At 69.9% G+C, this 13,945-nt stretch carries 14 protein-coding genes; 3 read left to right on the plus strand and 11 right to left on the minus strand.

All coding sequences use genetic code 11. The features are described from left to right. Nucleotides 1-98: 98 nt before the first annotated feature. Nucleotides 99-668 (minus strand): CGNR zinc finger domain-containing protein, encoded by a 570-nt coding sequence (locus tag WA670_RS31585; RefSeq protein WP_336159742.1) that lies wholly within the window; start codon nt 666-668, stop codon nt 99-101. 49 nt (nt 669-717) lie between these two features. Between WA670_RS31585 and WA670_RS31590 the strand changes: the two genes are divergently transcribed. After that, entirely contained in the window at nt 718-1,242 is a 525-nt protein-coding gene (locus tag WA670_RS31590) for a GNAT family N-acetyltransferase (RefSeq protein ID WP_336159743.1), read from the plus strand. Between the two features lie 26 nt (nt 1,243-1,268). On the opposite strand, the gene WA670_RS31595 is transcribed toward WA670_RS31590, so the two are convergent. The 5 genes from WA670_RS31595 to WA670_RS31615 all read right to left on the minus strand — a co-directional run bounded on the left by WA670_RS31595 (nt 1,269) and on the right by WA670_RS31615 (nt 6,085). After that, a complete protein-coding gene (locus WA670_RS31595; protein ID WP_336159744.1) occupies nt 1,269-2,093 on the minus strand; it encodes an SDR family NAD(P)-dependent oxidoreductase in 825 nt (274 codons plus the stop codon). A 34-nt stretch (nt 2,094-2,127) separates the two neighbouring features. Continuing rightward, nucleotides 2,128-3,489, minus strand: a complete 1,362-nt coding sequence (locus tag WA670_RS31600) for a solute carrier family 23 protein (protein WP_336159745.1) — start codon at nt 3,487-3,489, stop codon at nt 2,128-2,130. A gap of 101 nt (nt 3,490-3,590) precedes the next feature. Next, nucleotides 3,591-4,013 carry a cupin domain-containing protein gene (locus WA670_RS31605; RefSeq protein WP_037806104.1) on the minus strand — a complete coding sequence of 141 codons (423 nt, stop codon included), beginning with the start codon at nt 4,011-4,013 and terminating at the stop codon, nt 3,591-3,593. Nucleotides 4,014-4,032: 19 nt separating this feature from the next. Next, nucleotides 4,033-4,854, minus strand: a complete 822-nt coding sequence (locus tag WA670_RS31610) for a phosphoenolpyruvate hydrolase family protein (RefSeq protein WP_336159746.1) — start codon at nt 4,852-4,854, stop codon at nt 4,033-4,035. Further along, nucleotides 4,841-6,085, minus strand: a complete 1,245-nt coding sequence (locus tag WA670_RS31615) for a Tm-1-like ATP-binding domain-containing protein (protein ID WP_336159747.1) — start codon at nt 6,083-6,085, stop codon at nt 4,841-4,843. Before WA670_RS31615 ends, WA670_RS31610 begins: the two co-directional genes overlap by 14 nt. 20 nt (nt 6,086-6,105) lie before the next feature. On the opposite strand from WA670_RS31615, the gene yczR reads away from it, so the two are divergent. Then, nucleotides 6,106-7,632: an aminotransferase-like domain-containing protein gene (yczR, locus tag WA670_RS31620; RefSeq protein ID WP_336159748.1), complete on the plus strand. Its 1,527-nt coding sequence runs from the start codon at nt 6,106-6,108 to the stop codon at nt 7,630-7,632. 10 nt (nt 7,633-7,642) lie between these two features. On the opposite strand, the gene WA670_RS31625 is transcribed toward yczR, so the two are convergent. From WA670_RS31625 to WA670_RS31635, 3 genes are read right to left on the minus strand one after another with little or no spacing between them, the layout of a single operon-like run. After that, entirely contained in the window at nt 7,643-8,944 is a 1,302-nt protein-coding gene (locus tag WA670_RS31625) for an MFS transporter (protein WP_336159749.1), read from the minus strand. A 14-nt stretch (nt 8,945-8,958) separates the two neighbouring features. Then, a complete protein-coding gene (locus WA670_RS31630) occupies nt 8,959-10,512 on the minus strand; it encodes an acyl-CoA synthetase (protein ID WP_336159751.1) in 1,554 nt (517 codons plus the stop codon). An 11-nt stretch (nt 10,513-10,523) separates the two neighbouring features. Next, a complete protein-coding gene (locus WA670_RS31635; protein WP_336159753.1) occupies nt 10,524-11,291 on the minus strand; it encodes an enoyl-CoA hydratase/isomerase family protein in 768 nt (255 codons plus the stop codon). 116 nt (nt 11,292-11,407) lie between these two features. Here WA670_RS31635 and WA670_RS31640 point away from each other — a divergent pair, with 116 nt between their 5' ends. Further along, nucleotides 11,408-12,310 carry a LysR substrate-binding domain-containing protein gene (locus WA670_RS31640; RefSeq protein WP_336159755.1) on the plus strand — a complete coding sequence of 301 codons (903 nt, stop codon included), beginning with the start codon at nt 11,408-11,410 and terminating at the stop codon, nt 12,308-12,310. Nucleotides 12,311-12,323: 13 nt separating this feature from the next. On the opposite strand, the gene WA670_RS31645 is transcribed toward WA670_RS31640, so the two are convergent. Both WA670_RS31645 and WA670_RS31650 read right to left on the minus strand, forming a co-directional pair. Beyond that, entirely contained in the window at nt 12,324-12,647 is a 324-nt protein-coding gene (locus WA670_RS31645; protein ID WP_037806095.1) for a 2Fe-2S iron-sulfur cluster-binding protein, read from the minus strand. Between the two features lie 18 nt (nt 12,648-12,665). Further along, the gene (locus tag WA670_RS31650) at nt 12,666-13,856 is read right to left on the minus strand and encodes a cytochrome P450 (protein ID WP_037806094.1); all 1,191 of its coding nucleotides are present in this window, start codon (nt 13,854-13,856) and stop codon (nt 12,666-12,668) included. Nucleotides 13,857-13,945 lie beyond the last annotated feature (89 nt).

A 13,945-nucleotide genomic window follows, 5' to 3' on the forward strand; every position in this document is an offset into this window, starting at 1 on the left:
CGAGCGCGACTTCAGCTCCGTCGGCTCCCTGCTCGGACGAGAGTCTACGAGGCAACCCCTGAAGACAGCAGACTGCGCCGGACATGGCCCAAGAAATTTCAGCCCTCAGCAGTCCGGCGGCGACGCGCCGCAGCGGTTTTGACGCGGTCCTGGCAGGCGGTCGAACAGAAGCGGCGGATGCGGTTGCGGGTGGTGTCGACGAACAGCCGTCCGCAGCCAGGTGCCTCACACTCGCCGATCCGGTGGGCGTGACCGTCGGCGAGGAACCGGGCGAGGGCTTCCGCGCAGATCGCCGACCACATCGGCACCAGGGACGTTTCGGCCGGGTGATGGTGCAAGCGCCAGCGTCCTTCTTCCCGCGCCAGGTGCGGGTGGGCGGGGTACGCGGAGAGCAGCTTGTTGAGCCTGGTCGCGGCGCTGTCCTCGTCACCGGTGCGCAGGTTGTCGAGTACCGGCCGCAGTGCGTTGGCGAGTGCGGTGAATCCGGGGGCGTCGTCGGCCGTCACCTGGGCCGCTGACGGCGGGTCGACGGCGAGGATCTCGGCCAAGACGCTGTCGTCCGGGTGCAGGACTAGGCGGTTGACGAGGTCGATCGCGACCAGCAGCCCGGTGTCGGCGTAAGCGTCCAGGCGCACTTGCTTGCCTGCCTCCCTGTTCAGTAGCGTCACTGGCATAAACAGCTTACGGCAGTGACGTCCATCGGCGGAAGGAAGTCCCATGACGCGTACCTCGCCCGCACCGGTCCTGCGTGCGGCGGAACCGTCCGACCTGCCGCGGATCGCCGCGATGTGGGAGGCCGCGTGGCTCGACGGGCACCGCGGCCGTGTCCCGGACGAGCTCATGGCGGTGCGCGATTCCCAGCACTTCACCACCTTCGCGGCCGACCACCTGAGCACGACGCTGGTCGCCACCGACGGCGGGCCGGGTCTGCTGGGGCTGGTCATCGTCGGGGTCGGCGACGGCGAGGTGATCCAACTCGGAGTGGACCGGGCCGCGCGGGGCACGGGTGTCGGGTCCGCTCTCCTCGATGCCGCCGAGCGCCTGATCGCGGAAACCCACCGGGAGGCGTGGCTGGCCGTCGTTCCGGCCAATGCCACCGCCCGGCGGCTTTACGAGCGAGCGGGCTGGCGCGACGCCGGGCCGATGGTCCACCAAGCGCCCACCCGGCGTGGCACTGTCGGCGTCCCAGTCCACCGATACGTCAAAACCGTCCGTCCCGGCGCGGCGGACGCTGCCGGTTAGACGGGAACCGGACGGGCCAGTCGCGATCAATACGGAGTTCCGCCGCCGTCCGCGTTCACCGCCTGCCCTCGGATCGCGAACGCGTTGTCCGACAGGAGGAACGAGATGACCCGGGCGACCTCGGTCAGGTCGAGGTGCCGTCCGGCTTGTTCGGTGATCATGGCGTCGAAGATGTCGCCCGCCGGTTCGTGGATGCGGTCGGAATAGGCGTCGGCCACCTGGCGGAGCATCGCGGTCGGCAGGCCTCCGGGGCACACGCAGTTGACGTTGATGTCCGCGTGGGCCAGCGCTGCCGACATCATCCTGGTTTCGTTGATCAGCGCGGCTTTGCTCGCGCTGTAGGCGAGCGATTGGGCGTGGCCGACCTTTCCCGCCTCGGAGGCGACGTTCACGATCGCGCCGGGACGGTTCTCCTCGATCAGGTGCTGTGCCACGAGCCGGGAGAGTTCGTAGGGGCCAACGACGTTGACCGCGAGCTGGTTTTCCCAGTCTGCTTGCGGAATCTGCAGCGGGTCGGAATGGCGGACGATGCCGGCGACGTTGGCGAGGCCGTCGATGCCCGAGAAGTGCGAGATGGCTTCGGCTGCCGCGTCCGCGATGCTCTCCGGCGAGCTCAGGTCGACGACGAACGGCGCCGCTTGCCCGCCGAGTTCGCGGGCCGCGGCGGAGACGGCGTCGCCGCGGACGTCCATCAGGGCGACGCGCGCGCCTTCCGCGAGCAGCAGTTCCGCGGTCGCTCGGCCCAGGCCGCCGGCCGCGCCGGTGACGATGAAGCGCTTGCCCGCGTGGACGGGGAACACCTCCGGGTGCCGGACCGGCAGGGTCCGGGTCGCCGTGGTCTTGATGTGCATGATGCATTTCTCCTTGCTGGGCAGGCGGATTCGCCTATTCGGCGGGAGCGTGCCGCTGCAGCCCGTTGAAGATCAGGTTGAGGGCCACTGCCACGACTGCGGTCACGACGATTCCGCTTTGCAGCACCATTTGCAGGCCCTGCGGGAAGGCGTTGAAGATCTCCGGGTAGGAAGTCGGGACGAAACCGGCTCCGAGGCTTATCGCGACGACGATGAGGTTGCGGTCGTTGTGCAGGTCGGCCTTTCCCAGGGTCTGGATGCCGACCGTGGCGATGATGCCGAACAGCGTCATGAGGGCGGCGCCGACCGCGGGAGCCGGCAACGCCGCGGCCACGGCGGCCACCTTCGGCAGGCAGCTGAGCACGACCATCAGAACACCGGCGGCGGCCACGACCCAGCGGCTTTTCACGTTGCTGGCTCGCACCAGGCCGATGTTGCCGTTGAACGTGGTCGGCGGGACCGAACCCACGATCCCGCCCAGTACGGCGGCGACGCCTTCGGCGAGGATCCCGCGGCGGACTTCCTTGTCGGTGGGGCCCCGTCCGAGGATCTCGCCGACCGCGAAGTAGCTGGACGTGCATTCCACGCCCACGATCAGGACGGCGACGGTCATCGCCAGGACGGCGCTGAGATTGAACGTCGGCAGTCCGAAGTGGAACGGCACCACGAACGAGAACCAGTTCGCGTCGGCGACTCCGCTGAAGTCGGCGACCCCGACGGCGGCGCCCACCGCTCCCCCGGCGACCAGGCCGACGAGAATGGCGATGCTCTTCAGCAGGCCTTTGCCGAACCGGTAGATGAGGAGAACGGTCACGACGGTCGTCGCGGCGACCGCAAGATTGGCCGCGCTCCCGAACGACTTCGTGCCCGGCTCGCCGCCGCCGATCAGCTTGACCGTGATCGGCAGCAACGAGAGCCCGACCATCGCGATCACCGATCCGGTGACCACCGGCGGAAACACCCGGAGCAGCGCCCCGTACAGCGGCGAGGCGGCGGCGAGCACGAGCCCGGCGACGATGGAAGCGCCGAAGACGGCCAGCAGTCCGCCGATGCCGCCGCCGTTGGCGTTGCCGATGGCGATCGCCGGGCCGATCACCACGGCCGAACCGCCGAGCACCAGCGGTTTCCTGATCCCGATCCGCCAGACACCGACCGTCTGCACGATTGTGGCGATGCCGCCGGCGAGGACCGTGGCGGCGAGGAACACCACTGTCTCCGCTTGGGGAAGGTGGATGCCGGCCGCGATGATGACCGGAAGCACGAGAACCGTCGCGTAGAAGGTCAGCAGGTGCTGGACGCTGTAGAGCGCGAACCGTCCGAGCCTCGGCACCTCGTCGACGGCTGCGTCGGCGTCGGCGGGGGCGGTGTTCGGGGCGGTTCTGGGCCGATCGACCATGATCGTCTCCCTCGGAACGGGGCGGGCTGGGCGTGGATCACGCCGTGCGTCCCCCACGCACGAGCGGCGGCCGGGAGGTCAGGCTTGCCCGGCTGAACGGATCATTCGGCGGGGCGCGCTTCCCGGACCCAGGTCGGGGTGATCCCGGCCGGGACCTCCTCGTAGTCGGGCAGGGACCGGAAGTTGCGCTCTTCCCCGCCCGGGCTGTAGGTCACGATCAGCCGCAGGGCCCGCCATCCGGTGTTGAAGGTCGAATGGTCCGCGCCGCGCGGCACGAACACCGCGTCGCCGGTCTTGATCGGGAACGCGTCGCTGTCGCCGACCGTCTGCACTCCCTCGCCCTCGATGACGTAGATGACTTCCTGGGCGTTGGGGTGGTTGTGGATCGCGTGCCCGCGTCCGGGGTAGACGATCACTTCGCCGACGGTGGTTTCGGCGCCCTCGATCGTGGACGGGTTCACCAGCCACTTGAGGGTTCCCCAGTCGAGGACCATCGTCGGCGTCTTTTCCGGTTCGACATGCATGCGGTTCTCCTCGGTTCGGTCACGCGCGCAGCGCGGTGAATGCCTTGACCTGGTCGACGATCGCCCGCTCGGTCGGCAGGCGTTCCATGGACGAGGCGCCGAAGAATCCGGCGACCCCGGTGGTGTGCTCGAGGACGTAGCGGACGTCCTCGGGTTCGGCGATCGGGCCGCCGTGGCAGAGCACCATTACGTCGGGGTTCTCCGCCACTGCGGCGTCGCGCATCTGCTGGATGCGCTCGACGGCGACCTCGAGCGTGACTGCCGTGCGCGCCCCGACGGAACCGGACGTCGTCAAGCCGAGGTGCGGCACGACGATGTCCGCTCCCGCCGCGGTCATGGCTCTGGCCTGCTCGGGGTCGAAGACGTACGGCGAGGTGATCAGGTCCCGCTCCCGGGCCGCGGCGACCAGGTCCACTTCGAGCCGGTACCCCATCCCGGTCTCTTCGAGGTTCTGCCGGAAGACGCCGTCGTAGAGCCCGACGGTCGGGAAGTTCTGCACCCCGGCGAATCCCATGTCCTTGAGGTCGTCGAGGAATTTCGGGATGACGCGGAACGGATCGGTTCCGCACACGCCCGCGAAGACCGGGATCTCCGACACCACCGGCAGCACTTCGCTCGCCATTTCGACCACGATCGCGTTGGCGTCCCCGTAGGGCAGCAGTCCGGCGAGCGACCCGCGGCCGGCCATCCGGTAGCGCCCGGAGTTGTAGATCACCAGCAGATCCGCCCCGCCGGCCTCGGCCAGCTTCGCGGAGAGACCGGTTCCGGCGCCCGCTCCGATGATCGGCGCGCCGGAGCCGATTTTGGCGCGCCAGGCGGAAAGGCGGTCAGTTCTCTGCATTCTTGTTCTCCTCGGACACCGTCAGGTAGCGGAGCAGGGTCTCTGCTGCCGCGCGGGCGAATTCGGGGTCGTTGATGTGCGCGTCGACGTGGAGCACCTCGACTGGGCTGTCGGCGACGGCGGCGACCGCGGCGGTTGTCAAGGCCTCGTCGGCGGCGGGGTCTTCGAACAGGCCGCCGGAAGTGTCCAAAGCAGACACTCCGCGGCCCGGGACGACCAGTGCGGTGGGGCCGGAGGCCGCGGCGAGCTTGCGTCCGAGGATCTCGCCCAGCTGTGCGGACTCCTCGACGGTCGTGCGCATCAGCGTGACGGTCGCGTTGTGCTCGTACAGCAGGCGCGACGCGAACCGCGGGGGAACCGTATCCCGGGCTCCGAAGTTGACCATGTCCAGCGCGCCGAGGCTGACGACTTGCGGGATGCCGTGCGCCCCGGCCGCGGTGAGCCGGTCCGGACCGGCGGTGAGCACCCCGCCGACCAGTTCGTCCGCCAGTTCGGTGGTGGTGAGGTCGAGGACGCCGGCCAGGAAACCGCCCGCTGCCAACCCTTCCAGCGCGCGGCCGCCGGCACCGGTCGCGTGGAAGACGAGAACCTCGTATCCCGCGTCCTCGAGAATGGCGCGGCACGCTTCGACCACCGGCGTGGTCACCCCGAACATCGACGCGGCCACGAGCGGCCGCTCGTCCGGCCCGGGTTCGCGGGCGGCGTAGCGCTCGGCCATCCCCGCTATCGCTGCCACGGCGTTTCCGAGCACTGCCTTCGAAAGCCGGTTGATTCCGGCGATGTCGACGACGCTGTACATGATGGTCACGTCGGACGCGCCCACGTACGGCGAGACGTCCCCGGAAGCCATCGTGCTCACGAGCAGCTTCGGGAAGCCGACCGGCAGCGCCTCCATGGCAGCGGCGGCGATGGACGAGCCTCCCGAACCGCCCGCCGAAAGGAACCCGTCGATCGAGCCGTCCCGGGCGAGCTCGGCGACGACCCGGGCGGCTCCGGCGCTCATCGCGGCCAGCGCCTTTCCCCGGTCGTCGTCCTCGATCAGCTCGCGAATGCTGGTTCCCGCGCGCCTGGCGACCTCTTCGCGCGTGGTTTCGGGCGTGCCCACCGGCTGGCCGGCGACACCGGCGTCGATCAGGTGCACGCGGTGGCCCAAGCCTTCGAGCTGGCTGCGCATCCACTGGAACTCCGCGCCCTTGGTATCGAGGGTCCCGAGCATCGCCACGGTAGCCATTGACTCCCCTACGGATCATCGTGCGCCGTCTTCGTTGTCCGGCCGGGCTAGAGTGTGCCCAGACGATAATTGGATCATCTAGGCCAATCGGCCGAAATTGGCTGGAGGACTCGGTGCGCCAGGTATCCGCGACGGAATTCGCGCAGGCCATCGCCGGGTGGCAGCAGCACGCCGGCCGCAAAGCGGAGCAGGTGGCCGCGGCGCTTCTCGACGCGCTGCAAGCGCAAGAGATCCCCTTCGGCTCGGTCCTCCCGGCCGAACGCGCCGCGGCCGCTGCCCTGGGCGTCAGCCGCACCACGATCACCGAGGCGTATTCGCTGCTGCGCGAGGGAGGCTTGCTGGAAAGCCGGCAGGGAAGCGGCTCCCGCCTGCACCGGCCCGACGGCAGCCGGAAAAGCCCGGCGTTGCCCAGCTTCGAGCCGGACAGCCGCCTGAGCAGCTTCTCCGACCGGGCCGGCGACGAATCCCGTCCCGGCCAGTTCGTCGATCTCTCCAGCGGCAGCCTCCCCGGCCTGCCCATGGTCGGCGAAGCCTGGCGGCGGGCCGCCGACCGGGGCATCGACGCGCTGCTGGCCGCCGACGGCTACGAACCGCGCGGCCACCTCCCCCTCCGCGAGTCGATCGCCGCGCTCTGCACGAGCACCGGAGTTCCCACCGACCCCGACCAGATTCTCGTGACTTCGGGGTCCCAGCAGGCTCTGGAGATCATCTCCCGCACGTGGATCGACGACAACGAGCCCATTGTCGTGGAGGACCCTTCCTACCGCGGCGCGCTCGAAGCGTTCCGGGCCCGCGGCGCGCAGATGTACACCATCGCGGTCGAACGCGACGGCGCCGACGTCCAGGCGCTGGAACGCATCACCCGGCGCACCCATCCGCGTTTCGTCTACCTCCTCCCCACCTCGCACAACCCCACCGGCGTCCACATGTCCGCGGAAAAACGGCAGACGGTCGCCGATCTCGCGAACGAACGCGGCTTCGTGGTGATCGAAGACGCGTCCAGCGCGCACCTCGCCTTCCGCCCGCCGCCGGCCGCGAACCTGTTCGGATTGGTCAACCCCGCGCAGTCGGTCCTCATCGGATCGTTGTCGAAGCTGTTCTGGGGAGGCCTGCGGGTGGGCTGGATCCGCGGGCCGCGTCCGATGATCGAGCGGTTCCAGCGAGCGAAGGTCGCGATGGACCTCGGAACGTCGCTGCCGAGCCAGATCCTGGCGCAGGAACTGCTGCCGCACATCGCCGAAGCCATGAACACACGGGCAACCACGCTGCTCGACGGCCTGGCGGAACTCGAACAGGCCCTGACGCTGCACCTGCCGCATTGGTCGTGGACCCGGCCGGACGGAGGAAGCGGGCTGTGGGTCAGAGCCCCCGGAGTCGACACCGAGAGCCTGGCCGACGCGGCAAGGCTCTCGGGTGTGCGGTTCACGCCGGGACCGGCGTTTTCGTCAGTCGGCGGGCAGGCCGAGATGCTCCGGCTTCCCTTTGGCCGGACTGGCCGCCTGGAGGAAGCCGTCGCACGGTTGGCTGGCATCGCGAGCGTCAGGTGACCTCGCCCAGTCACCGCCTCGCCAGGTCCAGGTTCTTGGTCTCCCGGAACGCGAACCCGACCACCAGGGACGACACCACCGCGATCGCCATCAGGTAAACCCCCGGCGCCAGCGAGTTGCCGGTGAGCGTGACGAGCCCGGTCGCCACGAACGGCGCGGTCCCTCCGAAAAGGACATACGCCGCCGTGTAGCCGATCGCCGAGCCGCTGGCGCGGACCGGGCCCGGGAACATCTCCACCATCGCCGGCACGTTCGACGTGCCGATGACCGCGACCAGCACGGCGAGCACCGCGGTGCCGACCAGCGCCCCGGCGAATCCGGCGTGCATCAGCGCGAACGCGGGCAGCGTGCACACGGCGAACCCGAGGCACGACACCAGCAGCATCCGTTTGCGTCCGTACCGGTCGCTCGCCGACGCCATGAACGGGCAGGCCGCGCTGTAGCACAGCATCGACACCACGCTCGCGATCAGCGACTGGGTGCGCGAGTAGTGCAGCTCGTCGGCCATGTACGTGATCATGTAGCTGCTCATCAGGTAGTACGCGATCGCGTTCGTGATGCTGTAGCCGAAGAGCGTGAAGATCTGCCGCTTGTGCGAGCGGAGCGCGTCACGCAATGGCTTGCGCTGCACGGAGTTCTCGCTTTGCAGCTGCCGGAACACCGGGCTGTCCTCGACCCGGCGGCGCAGGTACAGCCCGATCAGCCCGAGCGGGCCGGCCAGCAGGAACGGCACCCGCCAGCCCCAAGTGTGCAGCGCGCCCGAGGACAAAGTGGAGGTCAGCAGCACCCCGACCGCCGATCCGGCGACGCTGGCCAGGCCGACGGTGGCGGGCACGGTGCTGGCGAAACGGGCGCGGCGTCCGTCCGGCGCGTGCTCCATGATGAACGCCGAAGCGCCGGTGTACTCGCCGCCGGTGGAAAACCCCTGCAGCGTCCGGAGAACGAAGAGCAAGATGGGCGCGGCGACCCCGAGCGCGGAGTACGTGGGCAGCACGCCCATCAGGAACGTGGCCCCGCTCATCAGCAGCACGCTCAGCGCGAGCGTCCGGTTGCGGCCGATCCGGTCCCCGTAGTGCCCGAAGAACGCCGCGCCCAGCGGTCGCGCGACGAACCCGCCCGCGAAGATCGCCCACGTGGCCAGCAGTGCCGCCGACGGGTCGTTCTTGGGGAAGAACTCGGCGGCGATAGTGGACGACATCGTCGCGTAGGCGGCGGAGTCGAACCATTCGGTGAAATTGCCGATGCCCGAGGCGAGAGCGATCTTCCGCCTGCCGCGGGAAAGGGTCGCGGGCTGTTCGGTCCGGACGGTCATTGGCCGGCTCCTCGTCAGTCGGTGCCGGGGCCGCGATCGCGGTCCCGGAGGTCGGCCCGGCGGATCTTGCCGGTGGCGGACCGGGGCAGCACGTTCACGAACTCGATGTGCCGCGGGTAGGCGAAACGCGAATACGTCTCCTTGGCGAATACGCGCAGTTCTTCGGCGAGCGCGTCGCCGCCGTCGTAGCCGGGCGCGGGTTGCACCCAGGCCTTGACCGCCTGGCCGCGCACCGGGTCCGGAACGCCGACCACCCCGGCGTCGGCCACCGCCGGGTGGGCCCGCAGGGCGTGTTCCACCTCGAACGGGCTGACCCGGTACCCGGACGTCTTGATCACGTCGTCGGTGCGCCCGAGGAACCAGAAATAGCCGTCCTCGTCGGCGAAAGCCTGGTCGTTGGTGTGGTACCAGCCGCCGCCGAAGACCGCCGCGGAGTCCTCCGGCCGGTTCCAGTACCCCAGCGGGTACTGCGGGTTCGACCGGGCGCGCAGGCAGATCTCGCCCGGTTCGCCCTGCGGCACCGGCTGCTCGCGCGCGTCCAGCAGCGCGACGTCCCAGCCCGGCAGCGGACGGCCCATCGAACCGGGTTTCACCGGCACCCCGGGGAAATTGCCCACCAGCGGGTACGACTCGGTGGAGCCGTAGTAGTCCAGCAGCGGCACGCCGAACTGCCCGGTGAACCAGTCGATCAGGTCGGCGGTCAGCGGTTCGTTCGAGGAGCACACCACCCGCAGCTTGTACGGGTAGCGCAGGCCCGCGTCCGGGACGTCGGCGGCCATCTTGCGCAGGAACGTCGGGTTCACCAAGGCGGTGGTGACCCCGTTGCGGGACAGGGAATCGAGCAGGCCCTCGGGGTCGAACCCGCCGGCCGGGCGGTAGACCAGCTGCGTCGCGCCGGCGCGCAGCGGCCCCAGCAGCTTCGCCATCGACCACGCCCAGTCCCCGGCTCCGTAGAAGACGTCCCCGGGGCGCAGGTCGTGGCAATAGCGGAACTCGTTGTGCCCCAGCAGCGTCCGGTGCGCGTGCACGATGCCCTTGGCCTTGCCGGTGGTGCCCGAGGTGTAGAAGATCAGCGCCGGATCGTCCGCGGCGGTGTCCGCCGTCTCGAATCGCGGCGGCAGTTTTTCGATCGCCGGGTCGTCGATCTCGACGATGTGCCCGGCGAAGCCGCTGACGCGGTCGCGCGCCTCGGGTTCGGTCACCAGCACGGTGGCTCCGGAGTCGGCCAGCCGGTAGCGGATGGGCTCGTCGGCCCACAGCAGGGACATGGTCACCAGGATCGCGCCGGTGCGCAGCACGCCGAGGTAGGCGGCCGGGGTGTCGGGCCGCTGCGGAAGGAGCACCGCCACTCGGTCGCCGGGCCGCACTCCCCGGTTCCACAGGTGCGCGGCCACCTGGCGGGAGCGGTCCTGCACCTCGCCCCACGAGATCTCGCGGTGCGTGCCGAGGTGGTCCTCGAAGATCAGCGCGGTGGCGGCGCGGTCGTGGCGGTCGGCCACGTCGGCGGCCATGTTGTAGCGCGGCGGGACTTCCCAGTCGTGCCCGGCGCGCAGTTCGTCGTAGTTCACCCGATGCCCTTTCAGCGCTTCTTGGCGGCCAGGAACCGCGCCATCTCCCGCTGCGGCTCCCCCGTCGCGTAAGCCTCGGCGTGGATCTTCTTGGCCGCGGTCACCGCCTGCGCCAGCGCGTCGTCGTCCAGTTCGCGGAGCCGGGCCTTGGTGAGCGCGACCGCGCCCGGCGGCAGCGCGGCGATCGCGCGGGCCTGTGCGACGGCGGCATCGAGCACCTCGTCCTCGGCGACGAGCCGGGTGAGCAGGCCGAGGCGGTGCGCTTCGACGCCGTCGACGAGCTGGGCGGTGAGGGCGAACTCGGCGGTCTTGGCGCGGCCGAGGATGTCCCACATCGCCCAGATCCCGGTGATGCTGGGGATCCCGGAGGCCACCTCGGGCTGGCCCATAGTGACCCCGGCGTGCCCGATCCGCAGGTCAGCCACCAGCGCGTACTGGAAGCCGGAACCGGCGACGACGCCGTTGACCGCGGCGACGGTCGGCTTCCGCAGCTCGCGGACCGCGCGGTACAGGCGGTCGAAATCGTCGATCCAGGCCTCCGCGGCGGCGTGGTCGTCCGGGCGGATCGCGGCCGTCTCGGCCAGATCCTGCCCGGCGCAGAACGCCCGCCCGGCCCCGGTCAGCACCACGCCGCGGCAGGTCGGGTCCTCGTCCAGTTCGCGCAGGTGCCCGATCAGCCGCTCCCGCATCGCGTGGGTCCACGCGTTGAGCTTCTCCGGCCGGTTCAACGTCAGGACCGCGATCTCGTCCCGGCGGTCGAGCAGCACTGTTTCACACATGGAGGTCGTTTCCTTCGCTCGTCGTCTGCGTCGCGGACAAGAAAAACAGCGCGAGCCCGCCGCTGGCCAACACCAACTGCGACCTGCGGCGATATCAGGTTGGTATGGTTCGGCGGATGGAGCTGCGGCATCTGCGGTACTTCGTCGTCCTGAGCGAGGAACTGCACTTCGGGCGGGCCGCGAAACGGCTGCACATGGCGCAGCCGCCGCTGTCGCAGCGGATCCGGGACCTCGAGCGCGAGCTGGGCGTCGAACTGTTCCATCGGGGCCGGGGCGGCGTGCGGCTCACCGAGGCGGGCGCGCTGCTGCTCGAACACACGCGTCCGGTGCTCGAAGGCGTGGACAGCGCGCGGGAGGCGATGCGCCGGATCCTGCCCGGCACGTCGGGCACGCTGCGCGCGGGAATTCCCCCGGACACGATGCCCACGGTGCTGCGCACGATCGCCGCCGCGTTCGCCGCGAAAGCGCCGGAGGTGCTGCTGGAGCTGCACGAGGTGAGCACGGACGAACAGATCGCCCGGCTGCGGGAGGGCAAGCTCGACGTCGGACTCGTGCGCCACCCCTCCGACACCGTCGGACTGGAGTCAGGGCCGGTCCTGTCCCGGCCGCTCGGCGTCGTGCTGCCGGCGGCGCACCGGCTCGCGGACGCGGACGTCGTGCGGCTGCGCGACCTCAACGGCGCCCCGCTGGTCATCTTCCAGCGCGAGATGGCGCCGCGGCTCTACGACCACATCCTCGCGATCTGCCGCGACAACGGCTTCCTGCCCGGCGCGATCCGGCACGCGCGCAACCCGAACTTCACGCACGGGCTCGTGCTCGCCGGAATGGGCGTGCACTTCAACGAGGAACACCCGCTGCCCGACGGCCTCACCTGGCGTCCGCTCGACGAGAACCGGCTGCGGTGGGCGAGTTCGGTCGTCTGGGTGCCGACGCGCGCCAACGACGTCATCGCCGGATTCGCCGCGGTGGCCGAGGAAGCCCTGCGGGCCGCCGGGCACGGGATGTCCACTGTGGACTGATCAGCACCCGGATTCAGAGCTGGGTGTCAGGCACGTCCACTTCGATTTCTTCCAGCGCACCGCCCAGTTTCAGCTGGCAGCCGAGGCGGCTGCGTCGCTCGTCGCGGGGCGCCGCGGTGCACTCGAGCATTTCGTCCTCGTCCTCGGACAGCGGCGGCACCGCCGACAGGTAGGGCTCGCGGACGTAGACATGGCAGGTCGCGCACATCGCCTGTCCGCCGCATTCGCCGACGATCCCGTCGACGCCGTTCTCCACGGCGGCACGCATGACGGTGCTGTCCGCCGCGACCGCGACAGTGCTGACCGCCCCGTCGCGGTGGAAGGTGACCTTGGGCATTCGGTTCTCCTCGAGGATTCAGTCCCAGTGCACGGGCAGGGAAAGCACGCCGCGGAAGACCCAGCCGCCCACCGTCGCGGGCCGGGCCGGATCGGGGCGCAGCCCGGGGAATTCGGCGAACAGCCGCGGCAGCGCGACGCTCACCACGGACGCGCGGGCGACCCACGCACCTGCGCAGAAATGGTTGCCCCCGCCGAAAGCGAGGTGCGGTTTGCGCGGCCGGTCGATATCGAAGACCGCTGGATCGACGAACACCGCGGGATCCCGGTTGGCCGCACCGAGCACGATGCCAAGCCGCGCGCCCCGGGGCACCGCGAGCCCGGCCAGTTCGGTGTCTCGCGTCGCCTGCCGGGGATACATGCCGATCGGCGCGACCCAGCGAAGGGACTCCTCGAAGGCATCCCGCCACCGTTGCCCGGCGAGCACCGCCGCCCGCTGCGCCGGATAGGTCAGCAACGCCCACGCCGTGGTCGCGAGCGCGTCGCGCGGTTCGTTGACCCCGCCGCCGATGGTCATTTTCACGTTGGCGCGCAACGCATCCACCGGCATTCCGGAGGAGGCGAGCACGGACAGCAGGCTGCCGTCGGGTTCGGCGCGCAGGAGCGGCAACAGTTCGTCGATCGCCTCGTCCACCTCGCGGGACGAGCGCTCCGCGGCGGCCCACACCCGCGGGTCGTCGGCGTAGTTGCCGGTGCCGTCGATGAGCGTCTGCGACCACCGTTGCAGATCCCCCTGACCGGCATTGCGGAACCCGAGGACGGCACGCAAATTGTCGGCGGCATACGGCGCGGCGAACTCGGCGACGAGGTCGGCGCCCGGGCCCGCGGCACGCAACTTTTCCGCGTACGTGCGGTAATTGCGCTCGAAGACCGCTTCCCACTGCTGTTTGACCGCCTTCGGCCGCAACACCCCGCCGTACGCTTTGCGCTCGGCATCGTGCTCGGGGTCGTCCTTGCGCAGCATGCTGTGGCCCATCGAGCGCTTCATCAACGACTGCGCTTCGTCGGCGGAAAACCGTTCCTGGTCGAGTTCGACGGTGTGGCAGGCTTCGTGGCCCACCACCAGGTAGCGATCCAGCGCCGGAACCCAATGGATCGGCGCTCGCGCCAGGAGCCGTTCGTAGATCGGGTAAGGGTCGGTGTACAGGGCGGGGATTTCCACCCAGTCCGCGGTCGGGATTTCGCGCGCCGCTGTCGTGTCGAGTGTCATCGTCGACCTCCTCGCTCCCAGCGTGAGCCAGGCCACCACGACAGGTAAAGTTCAAATAACCTGCGAACAACCACAGCTGAGGTTTGGTT

The organism is Amycolatopsis sp. VC5-11 (assembly GCF_037034185.1).
GTDB lineage: Bacteria > Actinomycetota > Actinomycetes > Mycobacteriales > Pseudonocardiaceae > Amycolatopsis > Amycolatopsis nivea.